The 16645-nt window shown below is 37.8% G+C and carries 14 protein-coding genes and 1 riboswitch; of the genes, 3 read left to right on the top strand and 11 right to left on the bottom strand.

Features of this window, described 5'->3' with window-relative positions; translation table 11 throughout:
- Positions 1-49: 49 nt before the first annotated feature.
- Positions 50-1405 (top strand): glycerol-3-phosphate transporter, encoded by a 1356-nt coding sequence (gene glpT / locus KRR19_RS02450; RefSeq protein ID WP_060803637.1) that lies wholly within the window; start codon positions 50-52, stop codon positions 1403-1405.
- Between the two features lie 75 nt (positions 1406-1480).
- Here the strand turns inward: glpT and KRR19_RS02445 are convergent, their stop codons facing one another.
- The 9 genes from KRR19_RS02445 to KRR19_RS02405 form a co-directional block, all read right to left on the bottom strand.
- Positions 1481-2002: an SRPBCC family protein gene (locus tag KRR19_RS02445; RefSeq protein WP_002479660.1), complete on the bottom strand. Its 522-nt coding sequence runs from the start codon at positions 2000-2002 to the stop codon at positions 1481-1483.
- Positions 2003-2158: 156 nt separating this feature from the next.
- Positions 2159-3466, bottom strand: coding sequence for a Na+/H+ antiporter NhaC family protein (locus KRR19_RS02440; RefSeq protein WP_002479661.1), 1308 nt, complete (start codon positions 3464-3466; stop codon positions 2159-2161).
- Between the two features lie 68 nt (positions 3467-3534).
- A riboswitch (SAM riboswitch) is annotated at positions 3535-3645 on the bottom strand.
- An 89-nt stretch (positions 3646-3734) separates the two neighbouring features.
- Positions 3735-4346, bottom strand: coding sequence for a flavin reductase family protein (locus tag KRR19_RS02435; RefSeq protein WP_023015031.1), 612 nt, complete (start codon positions 4344-4346; stop codon positions 3735-3737).
- A 132-nt stretch (positions 4347-4478) separates the two neighbouring features.
- Complete coding sequence (locus tag KRR19_RS02430) at positions 4479-5360, bottom strand: SDR family oxidoreductase (protein ID WP_023015032.1); 882 nt, start codon at positions 5358-5360, stop codon at positions 4479-4481.
- Between the two features lie 71 nt (positions 5361-5431).
- Positions 5432-6547 carry an amidohydrolase gene (locus KRR19_RS02425; RefSeq protein WP_156666513.1) on the bottom strand — a complete coding sequence of 372 codons (1116 nt, stop codon included), beginning with the start codon at positions 6545-6547 and terminating at the stop codon, positions 5432-5434.
- Positions 6544-7728, bottom strand: a complete 1185-nt coding sequence (locus tag KRR19_RS02420; protein ID WP_308886668.1) for a SulP family inorganic anion transporter — start codon at positions 7726-7728, stop codon at positions 6544-6546. The genes KRR19_RS02425 and KRR19_RS02420 overlap by 4 nt, the downstream gene beginning before the upstream one ends.
- Before the next feature lie 127 nt (positions 7729-7855).
- On the bottom strand, positions 7856-9097 hold the full coding sequence (gene hutI / locus KRR19_RS02415; RefSeq protein ID WP_156666512.1) for an imidazolonepropionase: 1242 nt from the start codon (positions 9095-9097) through the stop codon (positions 7856-7858).
- Positions 9090-10778 (bottom strand): urocanate hydratase, encoded by a 1689-nt coding sequence (gene hutU / locus KRR19_RS02410; RefSeq protein WP_057509931.1) that lies wholly within the window; start codon positions 10776-10778, stop codon positions 9090-9092. The genes hutI and hutU overlap by 8 nt, the downstream gene beginning before the upstream one ends.
- A gap of 56 nt (positions 10779-10834) precedes the next feature.
- Positions 10835-12160 carry a YjiH family protein gene (locus KRR19_RS02405; RefSeq protein ID WP_216733437.1) on the bottom strand — a complete coding sequence of 442 codons (1326 nt, stop codon included), beginning with the start codon at positions 12158-12160 and terminating at the stop codon, positions 10835-10837.
- Positions 12161-12658: 498 nt separating this feature from the next.
- Here KRR19_RS02405 and KRR19_RS02400 point away from each other — a divergent pair, with 498 nt between their 5' ends.
- Positions 12659-13540, top strand: coding sequence for a LysR family transcriptional regulator (locus tag KRR19_RS02400; RefSeq protein ID WP_002479669.1), 882 nt, complete (start codon positions 12659-12661; stop codon positions 13538-13540).
- 50 nt (positions 13541-13590) lie between these two features.
- Here KRR19_RS02400 and hutG read toward each other — a convergent pair whose 3' ends face one another.
- On the bottom strand, positions 13591-14520 hold the full coding sequence (gene hutG / locus KRR19_RS02395) for a formimidoylglutamase (RefSeq protein ID WP_002479670.1): 930 nt from the start codon (positions 14518-14520) through the stop codon (positions 13591-13593).
- A 352-nt stretch (positions 14521-14872) separates the two neighbouring features.
- On the opposite strand from hutG, the gene sdpC reads away from it, so the two are divergent.
- Complete coding sequence (sdpC, locus tag KRR19_RS02390; RefSeq protein WP_216733416.1) at positions 14873-15862, top strand: peptidoglycan release complex CPBP-like subunit SdpC; 990 nt, start codon at positions 14873-14875, stop codon at positions 15860-15862.
- Positions 15863-15956: 94 nt separating this feature from the next.
- On the opposite strand, the gene KRR19_RS02385 is transcribed toward sdpC, so the two are convergent.
- Positions 15957-16643 (bottom strand): ribose 5-phosphate isomerase A, encoded by a 687-nt coding sequence (locus KRR19_RS02385; RefSeq protein WP_031262441.1) that lies wholly within the window; start codon positions 16641-16643, stop codon positions 15957-15959.
- Positions 16644-16645: the final 2 nt, after the last annotated feature.

Raw genomic sequence — 16645 nt, 5'->3', positions numbered from 1 at the left:
TAAATTTAGTATTAAGATTAAGTTAATTATTTGTAAAGGAGGCGCTTTCTTGTTTAACTTCTTAAAACCGCCAAAGCCGATTGCTCCTCTACCAAAAGAGCAAGTTGATGATACATATAAACAACTACGAATGAAAGTATTCTTAGGTATCTTCATCGGTTATGCGGGTTATTATTTATTACGCAAAAACTTTTCTCTTGCGATGCCTGATTTGATTGAACAGGGGTTCAGTAAAGGTCAATTAGGTATTGCCCTGTCCGCCGTTTCAATCGCATACGGTTTTAGTAAATTTGTGATGGGAACTGTCAGTGATCGAAGCAACGCACGCATGTTCTTAACACTAGGATTGATTTTGACTGCGATTGTCAATCTGTTGCTTGGTTTTGTTCCATTCTTTACTTCAAGCATTTTAATCATGTTTATTATGCTGTTCTTAAACGGCTGGTTCCAAGGCATGGGGTGGCCGCCTTCAGGACGTGTTCTCGTCCATTGGTTCAGTGTGAGTGAACGAGGCAGTAAAACAGCCATTTGGAACGTCGCACATAATGTCGGCGGCGGCTTAATGGCACCGATTGCGACTTGGGGTATTTCTATGACTGCCTTGTATAACTTCGGTTATTTAAAAGGATTTGAAGGGGTCTTCATTTACCCAGCATTACTTGCGATTATCATTGCGATCATCTCTTATATCTTAATTAGAGATACACCACAATCACAAGGTTTACCACCGATTGAAGCCTATCGTAATGATTATCCGACCGCTTCAAGAACAACACTTGAAACAGAATTAACTACCAAAGAAATCTTGTTCAAATATGTGTTGAATAACAAATGGGTATGGGCAATCGCTTTCGCAAATATCTTCGTCTACTTCGTTCGTTATGGTGTACTTGACTGGGCACCAGTCTATTTAAGTGAAGAGAAACATTTCGATATGAAATCCTCTGGATGGGCTTACTTCCTTTACGAGTGGGCTGGGATTCCTGGGACATTACTGTGTGGTTGGATCTCAGATAAACTCTTCAAAGGACGTCGTGGTCCAGCAGGTTTCTTCTTTATGTTAGGTGTAACTATTTTCGTATTAATCTACTGGTTAAACCCTCCAGGTAATCCATTAGTAGATAACTTAGCACTCGTAGCGATTGGTTTCTTAATCTATGGACCAGTGATGTTAATAGGCTTGCAAGCATTAGATTATGTACCTAAGAAAGCAGCAGGAACAGCTGCCGGGTTAACAGGTTTATTCGGTTACCTATTTGGTGCAGTCATGGCTAACATCGTACTTGGTTTCGTGGTTGATCAATTTGGTTGGGATGCAGGTTTCATCTTATTAACAGTGATTAGTATTCTAGCTATGTTAAGCTTTATTCTGACTTGGAATAAACGTGGTCAAGAGACTGTCTAATTGTTGAAAATTGAATATATAAAATAAAACAAGCGACATACGCTGCTTTCTAGCATTGTGTGTCGCTTGTTTTGATTAAAATTCTTCTTTGTCTTCTTGCATTTCTCTTAAAATGTCTTGAAGCTTAATGAACATATTTTCAAAGCCGTGTGCCGTCGCATCATGATATTCTTTCTTCTGCTGTTTGTATTCCAAAGTTGTCCAACGTCTTTCTTTCGGAACAACAGCAGTATAACGGAAATTCATTTGTGTCATGTCTGAACCTGGTTCACGTTCAAAAATTTCTACTTCAATCGTATCTTCTTTGTCGCTCAGTTCAGGCATACCGATGGTCATCACAATTCGGTTAGGTGCTTCTAGTTCTTGGAAGACCCCTGTTACTCTGTTCTTTTTACCGTTACGTTCATCAACAATTTCATAACGTCTGCCTTCTTCTGGAATCAAGTCAATCGATTGATTTGAACGGTTAGAAGTCATGAACCAACGTCTCATGATATCCGCATCTGTCCAAGCTTGATAAATCAATTCGGGCGGGATGCGCATAAAACGTTCCAATGATATGACTACGACGTCATTTTCAATATTATATCTTGCCACTCTGTCGTCACCTACTTTCGCACTCTTTATTATTCTAACGCATTTAGAAGCATAAGCCAAAGTAATCCTACTAGCAAAGCATTTGTCACTATGCCTCTGTGGTTATTTCACAACAAGATTACTTTAACATTTTTCAAGTGAGAAAGTAAAAATTATTTACGCTTTTTGTTTACGTTTATTCAGTTTTGGAAAATTAAAGATGATTGCGGCTAATCCGCTGATTCCTAAAATAATCGGATAAATCGAATAAGGCACTAGCATAAATGGCGAAATACCTGCGACGCCCGCAGCCGCAATGACTTGCGGACTATAAGGTAAAAGGCCTTGGAAACAGCTGCCGAAAATATCTAAAATACTTGCTGATTTTCTTGGGTCAATATCATATTCATCTGCGATATTTTTAGCTAGTGGACCTGCCATTAAAATAGAAATCGTATTATTCGCAGTTGAAATATCTGCGGCACTGACTAAACTTGCGATACCGAACTCTGCACCGCGTCTTGATTTGACCTTGCTGCGCACAAAGTTAAGTAGCCATGTGATACCGCCATTATGTTGAATGATGCCGATTAAACCACCGATCATTAATGCGATAATCGCAATATCTTCCATGCCGATCATACCTTCTGAAGCGGCTTTCAAGAATCCAATCCAGTTAAATGATCCGTCGATTAAACCGATAATGCCTGAGAGTACTGTTCCACCTATCAAAACAATAATTACATTCACACCGATCAAAGCTAAGATTAAAACTAATAAATATGGAATCACTTTAATAAACTCAAAGCTGTAATCTTTTGTACTGCTGATTGTTGCGCTATGTGTCAAAATACCTAAAATAACCATCGTTAAAATGGCACCTGGCAATACAATTTTAAAGTTTACTTTGAACTTATCACTCATTTTTGTATGTTGTGTACGTACTGCAGAAATTGTCGTATCTGAAATCATAGATAAGTTATCTCCGAACATCGCACCGCCGACAACTGTTGCCATGGCTAGTGCTGCTGAAATATCAGTCGCCTCACTAATCCCAAAGCCGACTGGTGCAATGGCTGCGACTGTACCAACTGATGTCCCCATAGAAATAGAAACGAACATACAAATAATAAACAAACCGATAATCAATAAGTTTCCTGGAATTAAACTTAATCCTAAATTAACGGTAGATTTCACGCCGCCCATATCTTCAGTCACTTTTGAAAATGCGCCGGCTAATACGAAAATCAAGACCATCAAAATAATATTAGAATGGCCTGCACCTTTGGTGAAGACTTCAACTTTCTCTGTGAATTTTTCTTTGCGATTCATTATTAATGCGACAATAACCGCAATCGTAATCGCAATATTTAACGGCATCTTCGTAAAGTCGCCAGTAATAATCCCAACTCCTAAAAATAAACCGACAAATAGAATTAAAGGAATCAGTGCGACTGCATTGCCCTTTTGTTTCTGTTCAGACATGATTCAAACACCTCACTCATGATATTAAAAAATCCTTTTTTCAGCTAAGAAAAAAGGATACATTATGTTTCTTATCTCTTAGCAAATAGTTGCTATGGGAATTGGCACACGCGTCGCTATCAGCGAACCATGTTGCCGAGGTTTCAAAGTGCCCATCACTCCACCTCTCTTGATAAGCTATATTTATTTTTATTTTTTGAATCTTTTTAAACCTATCATGATTGTAATAGTTAGTCAATCATCAAAGTATGAACTTTTCATTAAGCAATTATTCTGTTGGTCTTTCTAATACAAATTCTTGACCTAATTTTACATAGTCATTACCCGCTAAACGACCAACAGGATGTAACGCTTGCACATCAATTTTATGCGGTTCGATATAAACATCATCAGCGATGTGATAACGTACAACTTCACCTAAGATTAAATCGCTGCCCGCTTTGTCATCACCGAGTTCAATCACACGATCCAGTTTACACTCAAATCGGATTCGCGCCCCTTCGACTGCTGGTACATTAACGACATCTGAAGGAATTGTTTTAAAATCTGTACGTTCTAACTCATTTGCTTCACGTTCAATCGGTGCAGCAGTATTATTAATACCTTCAATCATAGACAATTCAGAAATGTGTACCACAAATTCTCCAGTATCAATAATGTTTTGTGCTGTATCTTTACGGACACCTTCTGTGCGTCCAGTTGAAATCATAATCATCGGCGGATGACTGCTGACCACATTAAAGAAACTGAATGGTGCCGCATTTAAATGACCTTCTTTATCTTGAGAAGTCACAAAAGCAATCGGTCTTGGTAAGACGCTGCCGCTTAATAATTTATAATTTTCTCTTTGCGTTAAATCTTTAGGGTTAAAATGTTTCATCATTCTGCCTCCTTAGTTACTATACTAATTATACCTATAGCATAATAAACTAAATCTTACTTTGCGAATAATGTGTTTGTATGTATAAAAACAGCGTTCCATTCATTGTTGGAACGCTGTCTTAATCATAGCTTAGTTAATTTGTTTACCGCCTGTTACGCCATACACTTGTCCTGTTGTATAACTTGATTCGTCTGAAGCAAGTAAGACATAAGTGCCTGCTAATTCTACTGGCTGACCTGCACGGCCCATCATTGAACTTTGACCGAATTCAGGAATTTTACTTTGCGGTTGACCACCTGAGATTTGAAGCGGTGACCAGAATGGTCCGGGTGCTACTGAGTTCACGCGGATACCTTTATCGATTAATTCTTTTGCTAAGCTTTTTGTTAGTGAAATAATCGCAGCTTTTGTAGCCGCATAGTCATGCAAGATTGGATTAGGGTCATAACCTTGAATAGATGTTGTCGTTGTAATCGTCGCACCTGGTTTTAGATACTCAAGTGCTTTTTGAACTGTCCAGAATAATGAATACACATTCGTTGTGAAGGTTTGTGTGAAATCTTCTGTTTTGAAGTTTTCGAATCCTTCATGGTATTGCTGATGTCCAGCAACCAATGTCACATTGTCTAAACCGCCAAGCGTTTCGTGTGCATATTCAACTAAATCGTAGTTGAATTGTTCATCTGATAAATCACCTGGTTTTAAATAAACAGTTCCGCCTGTATCTTCAATAACTTTCTTAACTTCTTGTGCGTCTTCTTCTTCTTTTGGATGATAGTTAATCACAACTGACGCACCTTCACGTGCATACGCAATTGCGACTGCACGACCAATCGCAGAGTCACCGCCTGTAACTAATGCTTTCAAGCCTTCAAGGCGTCCATGTCCTTTATATGATGTTTCGCCACAGTCTGGTTTTGGATCCATATCTGTTTGGAAACCTGGCCATTCTTGTTCTTGTTTTGGATAATCTTGATCAGAGAATTTTGTACGTGGATCTTGTGGTGCCATTATCTATCACTCCTCAATTATTTGTCTCTCTATTGATATACCACAAAATCCATATTTCATTCATCGGCAAATTAAAATAATTTTTGAACTAAATTCGCAAGAAACTCAGGCGCTTTTTTCAAAATGTCTTCATTCGGGTTATATTTCGGATGATGTAAATCATAATCAGATTGTGAACCGATGAAACTGAAAACACCAGGGACAGTATCACTCATAGCTGAGAAATCTTCACCAATTGTTTTAGGTTGGCTCAATTGTTCAACTTTATAACCTGTCTCTTCTGCCGCTTCTCGTGCAATATGTGTTAATGTTTCATGATTCATGACTGCATTCGGTAAATGAATATATTCTAATTCAATCTCCACATTAAAGGCAGATGCTAAACCATCACAAATACTTTGTAGACGTTGTTCTGTAAGTGCACGTGTTTCATTATTAAATGTTCGAACTGTTCCTTGAATGCGTGCTGAATCTGGAATCACATTCCACGTGTTGCCAGCTGATACTTCCCCAATTGTCACAACTGCAGAATCAAAGGCTGAAACATTACGACTGACGATAGACTGCACACTCGTTAATAATTGACCTAAAATAATCATCGGGTCATTGCTTTCTTCAGGTTTTGCAGCGTGACCCCCTTTTGCTTTAATTCGAATAAAGAAGCGATCTACTGCTGAAGTCATCGCACCTGGTTTAATCGCTAACGTGCCCACTTTTAATGTCGGATCATTGTGAAAACCTGTCACAGCTTTAACACCTTCTAATACACCCGCTTCTACCATTTGTTGTGCACCGCTGCCCACTTCTTCGGCAGCTTGGAATAAAATACGCACACGTCCAGGCAATTCTGCTTCTTTCTCTTTCAGCAACAATGCAGCGCCTAAAATACTTGCCATATGTATATCATGTCCGCAAGCATGCATTACACCTTTATTTTGTGACGTGATTTCACTATCTACTTGTTCTTCTATCGGTAAAGCATCAATGTCTGTACGTAACGCAACAATCGTTTCGCCTTCACCGATTTCTGCCACCAATCCTGTGTCTAGTGGATAATCTATAATTTTGATCTCATGTTCTTCTAAAATTTCTTTTAAATGCGCAGTAGTGTCATATTCTTGATAAGAAACTTCTGGATGCTGATGAAACATACGTCTCCATTCGACTAATTGTTCAAAATGACTCATAAACTTTCCCTTCCTTTACTTACAACGTAGATCACTAAATATATTGCTGAACCTGCCGCAACACCAAAGGCTAAATTATTCGTTATTAACGTAACAATCATCGTACCGATAATTGTTGCGGTATTTAATAGAGGCTTCGCTTTAATCGCTTGTATAGTACGTCTATCAAAGGTATTCAACGCAATCGAAACTAATACAGTCGCGAGTACGACCATTGGAATCAGAGCGATAACAGGCCCTAAAACGTAAATCGTCAATAATAAAAACAAAGCAGTCACTAAGGTCGCATAACGTGCAGTTGCACCGACTTTCACATTAAATTTTGATTGACCGACTAATGCACTGCCTCCAAAACCACCAAATAATCCTGTTGCTAAATTCGCAAGTCCTTGTGCAGCTGATTCTTGATTTAAACAACTCTTTTCATTTGTTAGCACATCTAATGCTTGTGCAGTCAATAAAGATTGCAGTGTACCTACAATTGCCATCGTGATACCGTAACCCACAATAACCATTAAGGCATGACTTTCTGTAAACAGATGAAACTGAGACCATTGGAGTTTAGGTAATACCACATAGATATCCGCTAAATCTTTTACATAATGTAGTTTCGGGTGAATAAGATGTGCAATGATGGTTAAGACAATAATTGAGATCAAAGGTGCTGGAATAAACGAAATGAATCGGGGCGCGAACCAAATAATTAAAAAAGAGACTATCGCAAAAACATACGTTGCGATTGAAATGTTGAAAATATTATCGATTTGCGAAGACATTAATAATAAAGCTAAGGCATTCATAAAGCCGATTACAACTGCTTGAGGAATGCGTTCAATCAATCGTCCGACATTTAACGCACCCATGCCTAATTGGAGTAACCCCATAACAATCGTTGCACAGATTAAGTATCCGACACCATGATGCATGACTAGAGGTGCTGCGACTAAGGCTATACCACTGCTTGGCCCTGTAATCATTAAAGTCCTGCCTGCAGTCAGACTGAGTACAATCATCATAATCCCCATACTCAATAAGCCGAATGAAGGGTTCATGCCGACAATAAATGAATAAGCAATTGCACCAGGCAATGCAGATAACGCAATTAAAATACCTGCCAACACATTGTCTTTGATATCACCTTTCCATTGATTCACATACATTTGACGTTCCAATTTTTTCACCCGCCCACTTCTCTATGCACTTATCTTAACATAAATTGTCAGACTATTAAGAAGCAAAAAAACAGCCACACTTATGAGAAATCATAAGCATGGCTGTAAAAAGTTCTGTTTAACTGATAGTTAAAGCTTATTGTTGTACTTCAATACGGTTGTCAATAAATAACTTACCGTCTTTATAAACATATTCCGCATGGTTGATACCATAATGGTATGGTACATATTCATAATTCGGTACATTCCAAATCACGAAGTTTGCGCGGTCGTCTTGTTCTAACGTACCTGCATCTGCATCAATTGCTTTTGCCGCATTGACTGTGACTGCGTTCCAAATTTCATTTGGAGTTAATTTTAATTTCAGTGCTGCAATTGCCATAACCATTTGTAAATTATTCGTTACGTTACTGCCTGGGTTGAAGTCAGAGGCAATGGCTACTGCACCATTATTATCCAACATACCGCGTGCATCTGCGTATTGATTTTTACCTAAATAGAATGTTGTTCCTGGTAAAACAACCGCAACTGTGTCGCTATCTTTTAATGCTTGTTTATCTTCTTCACTTGAAGCGACTAAGTGATCAGCTGAAATCGCACCTTGTTCAATCGCAACACCTAAACCACCTAAAGGATCAATCTCATCTGCGTGAATTTTCACATCAAAGCCTTGTTCTTTAGCTGCTTTCATATATTCACGTGATTCATCAACTGTGAAGACACCCGTTTCGCAGAAGATATCCGCAAAGTCTGCATATTCTTTTACTTCTGGTAATAAGTCAATCATCTCTTGTAAGAATGCTTGATTAGATTCCGCTTCTTTCGGCACAGCGTGTGGCCCTAGGAATGTGTGTTTCATTGTAATGCCATACTTTTTCTCTAAAGCATGTGACACTTTTAATTGTTTCAATTCATTCTCTTTATCTAATCCATATCCACTCTTACTTTCTACTGTTAAGACACCATAAGACATCATTTCACGTAAAGACTTGTCTGTTTTCTTTAACAACTCATCTTCAGTTGCCTCACGTGTTGCTTTAACTGTAGATAGAATACCGCCGCCTTGTTCTAGAATTTCTAGATAAGACGCACCTTGTTGTTTTAATGCCATTTCATGCTCTCTTGAACCGCCGAATACTAAGTGTGTATGTGCATCAACCAAAGCAGGAGATACGACTTTGCCAGTCGCATCTACCACTTCTTGTGCATCATACTCTTCTGTATGAGGTCCTGCATAAACTACTTTACCGTCTTTCGCAACTAATGTTGCATTTTCAATGATTTTCAACTCATTTAACTGATTGCCTTTTAAAGGTTTATCAGTTTTCTTCGGTAAAATTAATTGTGCAATATTTTGGATAACAACATCATTACTCATTAGAATCTTGCTCCTTTAACATTGGAATATCGACACCTTTTTCATTTGCTGTATCAATAGCAATATCATAGCCAGCATCAGCATGTCTTACTACACCCATACCCGGATCTGTTGTTAATACTCGTTTCAAGCGTGCTTCTGCACGATCTGAACCGTCTGCAACAACAACCATACCGGCATGTAATGAATAACCCATACCTACACCGCCGCCGTGGTGGACTGAAATCCAAGAACCACCTGCTGCAGTATTGACTAATGCGTTTAAGATTGCCCAGTCACCTACAGCATCTGAACCGTCTTTCATTGATTCAGTTTCACGGTTTGGTGAAGCTACTGAACCCGAGTCTAAGTGGTCACGTCCAATCACAACTGGTGCTGAGATTTCACCATTACGTACTAATTCGTTTAATTTCAAGCCCATTTTGGCACGTTCGCCATAACCTAACCATGCAATTCTTGAAGGTAAACCTTGGAATGCAATTTTTTCTGTTGCCATATCTAACCAGCGCATTAACTTCTCATCTTCAGGGAAAAGTTCACGCATTGCTTGGTCCGCACGTTCGATGTCTTTTGGATCACCACTTAATGCCGCAAAACGGAAAGGTCCTTTACCTTCACAGAATAACGGTCTGATATATGCTGGTACGAATCCAGGGAAATCAAAAGCGTTTTCTAAACCTTGGTCATACGCTACTTGACGGATATTATTACCATAGTCAAATGCTACTGCACCACGTTTTTGGAATTCTAACATTGCTGCTACATGATTTTTCATTGATTGTGAAGATAATTTTACATATTCTTCAGGATTTGCATCGCGTAACGCTGACGCTTCTTCTAAAGAATAACCTTCAGGTACATAGCCGTTTAACGGATCATGTGCAGACGTTTGGTCTGTAATGATATCAATCTTGAAGTCACGTTTTAAAATCTCATTATAAACTTCAGGTGCATTGCCGACTAAACCAACAGATAATGGTTTACCTGCTTCTTTCGCTTCTTGTGCTTTTTCTAACGCCTCATCTAAAGAATCTGTGATAATATCACAATAACGTGTCTCAATACGTTTTTCGATACGAGATGGATCCACATCTACACCGATAACTACCCCTTCATTCATCGTTACAGCTAATGGCTGCGCACCACCCATGCCGCCTAAACCAGCTGTTAATGTGATTGTACCTTTTAATGAACCGTTATAATGTTGGTTTGCGAGTTCAGCAAACGTTTCATATGTTCCTTGAACAATCCCTTGAGAACCGATATAAATCCAGCTTCCTGCTGTCATTTGACCATACATCATTAAGCCTTTTTTATCTAATTCATGGAAGTGTTCCCAGTTTGCCCATTTCGGTACAAGTACAGAGTTCGATAATAATACTCGTGGTGCTTCTTCATGTGTTTTAAAGACAGCAACAGGTTTACCAGATTGAACTAACATCGTTTCATCACTTTCTAAGCGACGTAATGTATCTACAATAGCATCAAAAGCTTCCCAGTTACGTGCCGCTTTACCAATACCCCCGTAAACGACTAACTTTTCAGGATGCTCTGCTACTTCTGGATCTAAGTTATTGTATAACATACGAAGGACTGCTTCTTGTTCCCATCCTTTACATTCAATTTCCAATCCTTTTTTCGCTTTAATTTGTCTGCCTTTCGCTGCTACTTCTTTAGTCATAATCAATCTCTCCTTTGTTTAGTTATGATATTAAATACACAGTTTTAGATTTCAATTTAGAAAATTAATAACGCAAATGGAATTGCGATTAGTAAAGTTAATGCCACACGGATGAACCAAATCAGAGTTAATTTCCAAATTGGAATTTTGATATCCGTTGCTAAAATACAAGGTACCAGCGCTGAGAAGAAGATAATCGCTGAAATACTTGTAATAGCTGTCACTAACTTAACTGCCATCGTTGACTTCACAACTAATAATGATGGTAAGAACATCTCAATCAGTGAAATCGCTGAAGCTTTCGCTAGCAATGGTTTATCCGCAATCGGGAAAATGTAGATAAACGGATAGAAAATATAACTTAACCAATCAATCACTGGTGTGAAATTCGCTAGCAACAATCCGAAGAATCCGATTGATAAGATAGATGGTAAAATCGCCATCGTCATTTCAAATCCATCTTTAACGTTCACCCAAATATTTTTGAGTAATGGTAAAGAACCATGTGATTGACGTTTTGCTTCATCATAAGCTGCGACAACACGATTGCCGTTAACTTCTACTTCTTTCTGACCTTCTTGGCCTTCGTAATATTCTTCTGATTCATTACGAATCGGTGGTAAATGTGCTGAAATAGCTGTCACTACAAATGTAATGATCAACGTACTCCAGAAGAATAAGTTCCAATGCGGCATTAAATCTAATGTATTTGCGACAATTACCATGAATGTTGCGGATACTGTTGAGAAACCTGTCGCGATAATGACCGCTTCTTTCTTGTTATACATTCCATCTTTATAGACACGGTTTGTAATCAAGAGACCTAATGAATAACTTCCGACGAAAGATGCTACGGCATCTACTGCAGATTTACCTGGCGTCTTAAAGACTGGACGCATAATCGGCTGCATTAATACCCCGATAAATTCAAGCAGCCCGTAACCAACAAGTAATGATAGTGCCACGGCACCGACTGGAATCAAGATACTTAGCGGCAACATCAACTTATCGAATAAGAACGGTCCGTAATTCGGATTAAATAACAATGCCGGACCTATTTTAAAGACATACATAATACCAATGACAGCACCGAATATTTTAAATAAAGTCACCACAAAGTCTGTCGCTGATTTCATAAAGTCTTTACGAATAATCGGTAATGCTGCACCTACTAAAATCATCAGCAATGCAACGTAAGGCATTGCTACTCCGAATGCTGCGCGAATCCATAAATGAACATGATCTACAATAATCGTGTTCGTTCCGTTAATTGTCACTGGTACGAAGAAACATAAAATTCCGATAATGCTGAATACGTAAAACCGCCACATGCCGACCCCCGTCTGCTTATCAGCGGGTTTACTCTCAGGCTGGATTTCCATATCGCCAGAAACCAAATCTGCTTCTGTTTTCATACTTGACACACCCCTTTGTTTTACAAGTACGACAAAGCTGTTTCAACTGACTGGCTCTCGATGACTTAAGCTTCGCATCATGTTATGAATTTGTGAATGATAGTGAAAGGTCGATCAACTTACGTAAAAATGATCCCCTTCATTTTATGTACGTCCCCTTGTTTACGGACCGACCTCACATTACCATTCTTACAAGTTACACTGACTATTCCATGTTATAATGAATGAATAGTTATAATTTTTAGATTATTAACTGTGGTAGTTTATTGAATATTCCGAAATTTTAACGTTAAAACTGTTGCGTTAGAATATTTTTGTATAACTTGTAATACAACTTAAGTATACGCGTAGATGATTATAAGCTTCAAATATCAATAAACTAATCATTTATAGCTTCAAACTATAACAAGGGGAAAACGCACGTGTTACAAAGATTTCGGCATGTCTAATCAGGGGGATAATTTCATGAAAATTATACAATTAGAGTACTTTTTAGCAGTTGTTAAATACAATTCTTTTACAAAAGCAGCACAGTTTCTACATATCAGTCAGCCATCTTTAACAACTGCGATAAAGAAAATAGAGGATGATTTGGGGTATCTTCTATTTATCCGTACAACAAAAGCTTTAAAGATTACAGAGAAAGGCATTCAATTCTATAAACATGCGACAGACTTAGTAGAGATGTATCATCGTACGCTAGATCAGATGTATGATTTAAATATCAGTGATGAACCACGCATTAAACTCTCAATATTAGAGTCTACAAGCGCATGGATGGCAATGGTCATCCAACAACATCATTATCAATTTCATAAACAGCGCTATCAAATTGTCGAACAACATAGTCTTGAACATATTATTTCCAGCTTGTTGAATTTTGATATATCATTCGCAATTTTCAATGAAGCCATTCAACGTGAAGGGATTGTCTCTGTTCCTTTATACCAAGAGCCTTATGTATTGATTACACCGAAGAATACGTTTAATAATCAAAAGAGCATCAGCGCTGAAGCATTACAACAATTGCCTTTAATCTTGCCTAATCGACAATACCAAGTCCGTAAGCACGTTGATGAATATTTTAAACATATGAATATTCATCCGAATATTGTACTTGAGGTCGATCGTTTTGAAACTGCGACAACACTTGTTCATAGAGGTTTAGGACATACAATCATCCCAAGATTCTACTACCAATCTTCTTCAGCAAATCATTTAAATGCGGTCAAATTAGAACCAAATATTGAACGAACGATTTATTTAAACTATCTAGAGAAACGTAAGCTTTCAGAACCTGCCAATCAATTGATTGATGCCTGTATCAATTATTGGAAAATGAACTAAAATAAGACGGATACTTCCACAAATTGAAGTATCCGCCTTATTTATCTCTATTAATGAATGAAATTATGCAGTAATAATGCGACAAGTTTTGCGGTGCGATTATCGACGTCATGCAATGGATTAGTTTCCGCAACACTTACAGAAATTAACTTCTCATGTCCGATGACACGTCTTGTTAACTCTAAAATAATATGCGGTGTTAAGCCATTCACTGCCGGTGCACTGACACCTGGCGCAAATGCGCTATCTACCACGTCCATACATATCGTCAGCATAATCACGTCATGCTTATTAATGAAGTGGTCTACTTTATCTTTAATCGTTGGAGAAATCTCATGTAAGATTTCATCTACTGTGACATATTCAATGCCACGTTTTTCCGCGTAATCAAATAAATGTTTTGTGTTGCTCGCAGGTTGAATACCTAAAACAAAGTAATGCGCATTGTCATCTTCTTCTAAAATTTGTCTGAAACTTGTTCCTGAAGTGGATGATTCTGCTTCTCTAGTATCAAAATGTGCATCAATATTAATAACGCCAATAGATGCATCTGGATGCGATTTACGCATGGCTAAATACTGTGCATAAGCAATATCATGTCCGCCTCCGATTAATAATGAATAATTATGATTGTCAAACATTTTTGAAGCTAAGTCTGCATATTCTTCTTGTGTTTCAATCAATGCGTCATGATCATGATAGACATTGCCATAATCATAAACTGAGCAAGGTGTTAACACTGATAAGTTCGCAAATGCTTTACGTATCGCATCTGGTCCCTCTTGTGCACCTACGCGGCCATTGTTCAGTTCTACCCCTTTATCTACAGCGTAGCCTAAAATGCCAGTTCCTTGTTTTCGATCAAAATTTGTTTCATTGATATCTTTTAGTTCAATTGTTTGGAAGTGTCTGAATTGCGATGAATCTGTTTCACTATCCACTCTACCTGTCCATAAATCTTTGTTGGCTTGCTTATACATGTTCCACATCCTCCTTAAGTCATACCTTGTGAATCATTATATACATTTCTTAACAGTCTATTCTACTTTTTGCATACCCTTTTCTGAAAAAATTTAAAACGCTTACACTTAAGACTATTGTATTCAACCTTTACAACGAGATTTCATTTAGAAGTCATTTCAGGGGAAGTGATTTATTTATGTTTTATTGAGATGTATAATACTATTAGGTTATTATGTATATCCATACGCTTAAAAATACGGTTAAAACTCTCAATACATACTTAAGGGTTCACTCTGTTTGTAATGTATTATATGATAGAAGTTAATATACAAATGTATGGATATCGCCGTAATTATTGGAGGTTTCATAATGGACACGAAACGCATATCAGGTTTCCAATGGGCTATGACGATCTTTGTCTTCTATGTACTTGCATACGCACTCCCATTGGTACTGAAAGATTTTCAAGGCCAAGTTCCATTCAAACGCTTTGTCTTTGATTTGAGTACACTTGCGCCATTTATCGCAGCTATTATCTGCTTAATTGTATTTCGAAATAAACGCGCTCAGCTCGCAAGTTTAAAATTCACAATCAGTTTTAAAGTGATTGAACGCATTATTTTAGCTTTAATCTTACCGCTTGTGATTTGTATTATTTGTATGTTTGCCTTTAATACTTACGCAGACAGTTTTATTATTTTACAATCTAAAAACTTATCTGTGTCTGTCACATCTATTTTAATCGGACATCTTTTAATGGCATTCTTTGTAGAATTCGGTTTCCGTTCATACTTGCAGAATGTCGTAGAAACAAAAACGAATACGTTATTCGCATCTATCCTGATCGGTATCCTATATGCCTTATGGAATGTGAATACGACTTATACATTAGAATTCACATTATATAACTTGTTGTATCACTTCGCATTCTCAATGATTATCGGCGAATTGATCAGAGGTACTAAAGGACGTACAATTTACATTGCTGTGGCATTCCATGCTTTAATGTCATTTGGATTAGTCTTCTTCTTCAGTGAAGAACTAGGAGACGTCTTCTCTATGAAAGTAATCGCATTAAGCACAGCACTTGTAGGCGCTGTTTTCATCTTACTCAGTCTGCTTATCAGAGCAGCTTTCTATTTCTTCACAAAAGATTCTTTAGAGGAAGTTGAACCGAACAATCCTTTAGACTATCCAAAAGATGAAGAAGACGAAGATATTGCAGTATCAGAAACTGCACAAACAGAAGAAACTACACCAGTCACTGAAGATACAGAGCCTGAACATTCAACAGACGATTCTGAATCTATCAAAGACGATGAACCCGCACAAACTAAAGACACAGACGAACCTAAATAAGTGAATCGCTATATTATAAAAGCGCTGGCAGATATCATTCAGTTATCTGTCAGCGCTTCTTTTTAACCGATTCATTTAAATAAAATAAGTCTCTTTAGACCTTATCAATAATTTCGACACCTTCTTGTTTACCGACAATTACACGGTCAGCAAGATCTAAGAAGTATCCAGTTTCTAATACACCTGTTAAATGAATTAAATATTCATGCATGTCATATGGATCAGTGTTTGGTGGTAATTCAACATCTAAAATATAATTATCATTATCTGTGATAAAGGTAATGTCTTCCACGTTACGACGTGATACTTTTGCTTTAGTATCTTTCTCTATTTTTTTCGCTACTAGCATCCAGTTGAAGCGATCAACTTCTACTGGCAATTTAAAAGTTTGGCCTAAGTAGTCTACTTGTTTCGTTTCATCTGCGATGACCACAAAGCGTTCAGCCATTTCATCAATAACTTTTTCACGAAACAGTGCACCACCGCCGCCTTTGATTAAATTTAATTGCGGATCAAATTCATCTGCACCATCAATCGCCACATCAATATGATCGACATCATTGACGTTAACAATCGTAATCCCTAATTCTTTCGCAAGCAATGCGGTTTTATTAGACGTACAAACGCCTGTAATTGTAGCGCCATCATCTAATAATTTCGCGATATGCGGTAATAAGAGTTCAATCGTGCTGCCTGTACCAATACCGACAACCATACCATCTTTAATTTCTGAGACTGCGTCTTTCACAGTTTGTAATTTTAACGCTCTAACATCCATCACTG

Source organism: Staphylococcus sp. CWZ226 (genome assembly GCF_018986355.1).
GTDB lineage: Bacteria > Bacillota > Bacilli > Staphylococcales > Staphylococcaceae > Staphylococcus > Staphylococcus simulans.
Note: the sequence above shows the minus strand (reverse complement) of the source record. Positions and strands in the feature narration are given on the sequence as shown.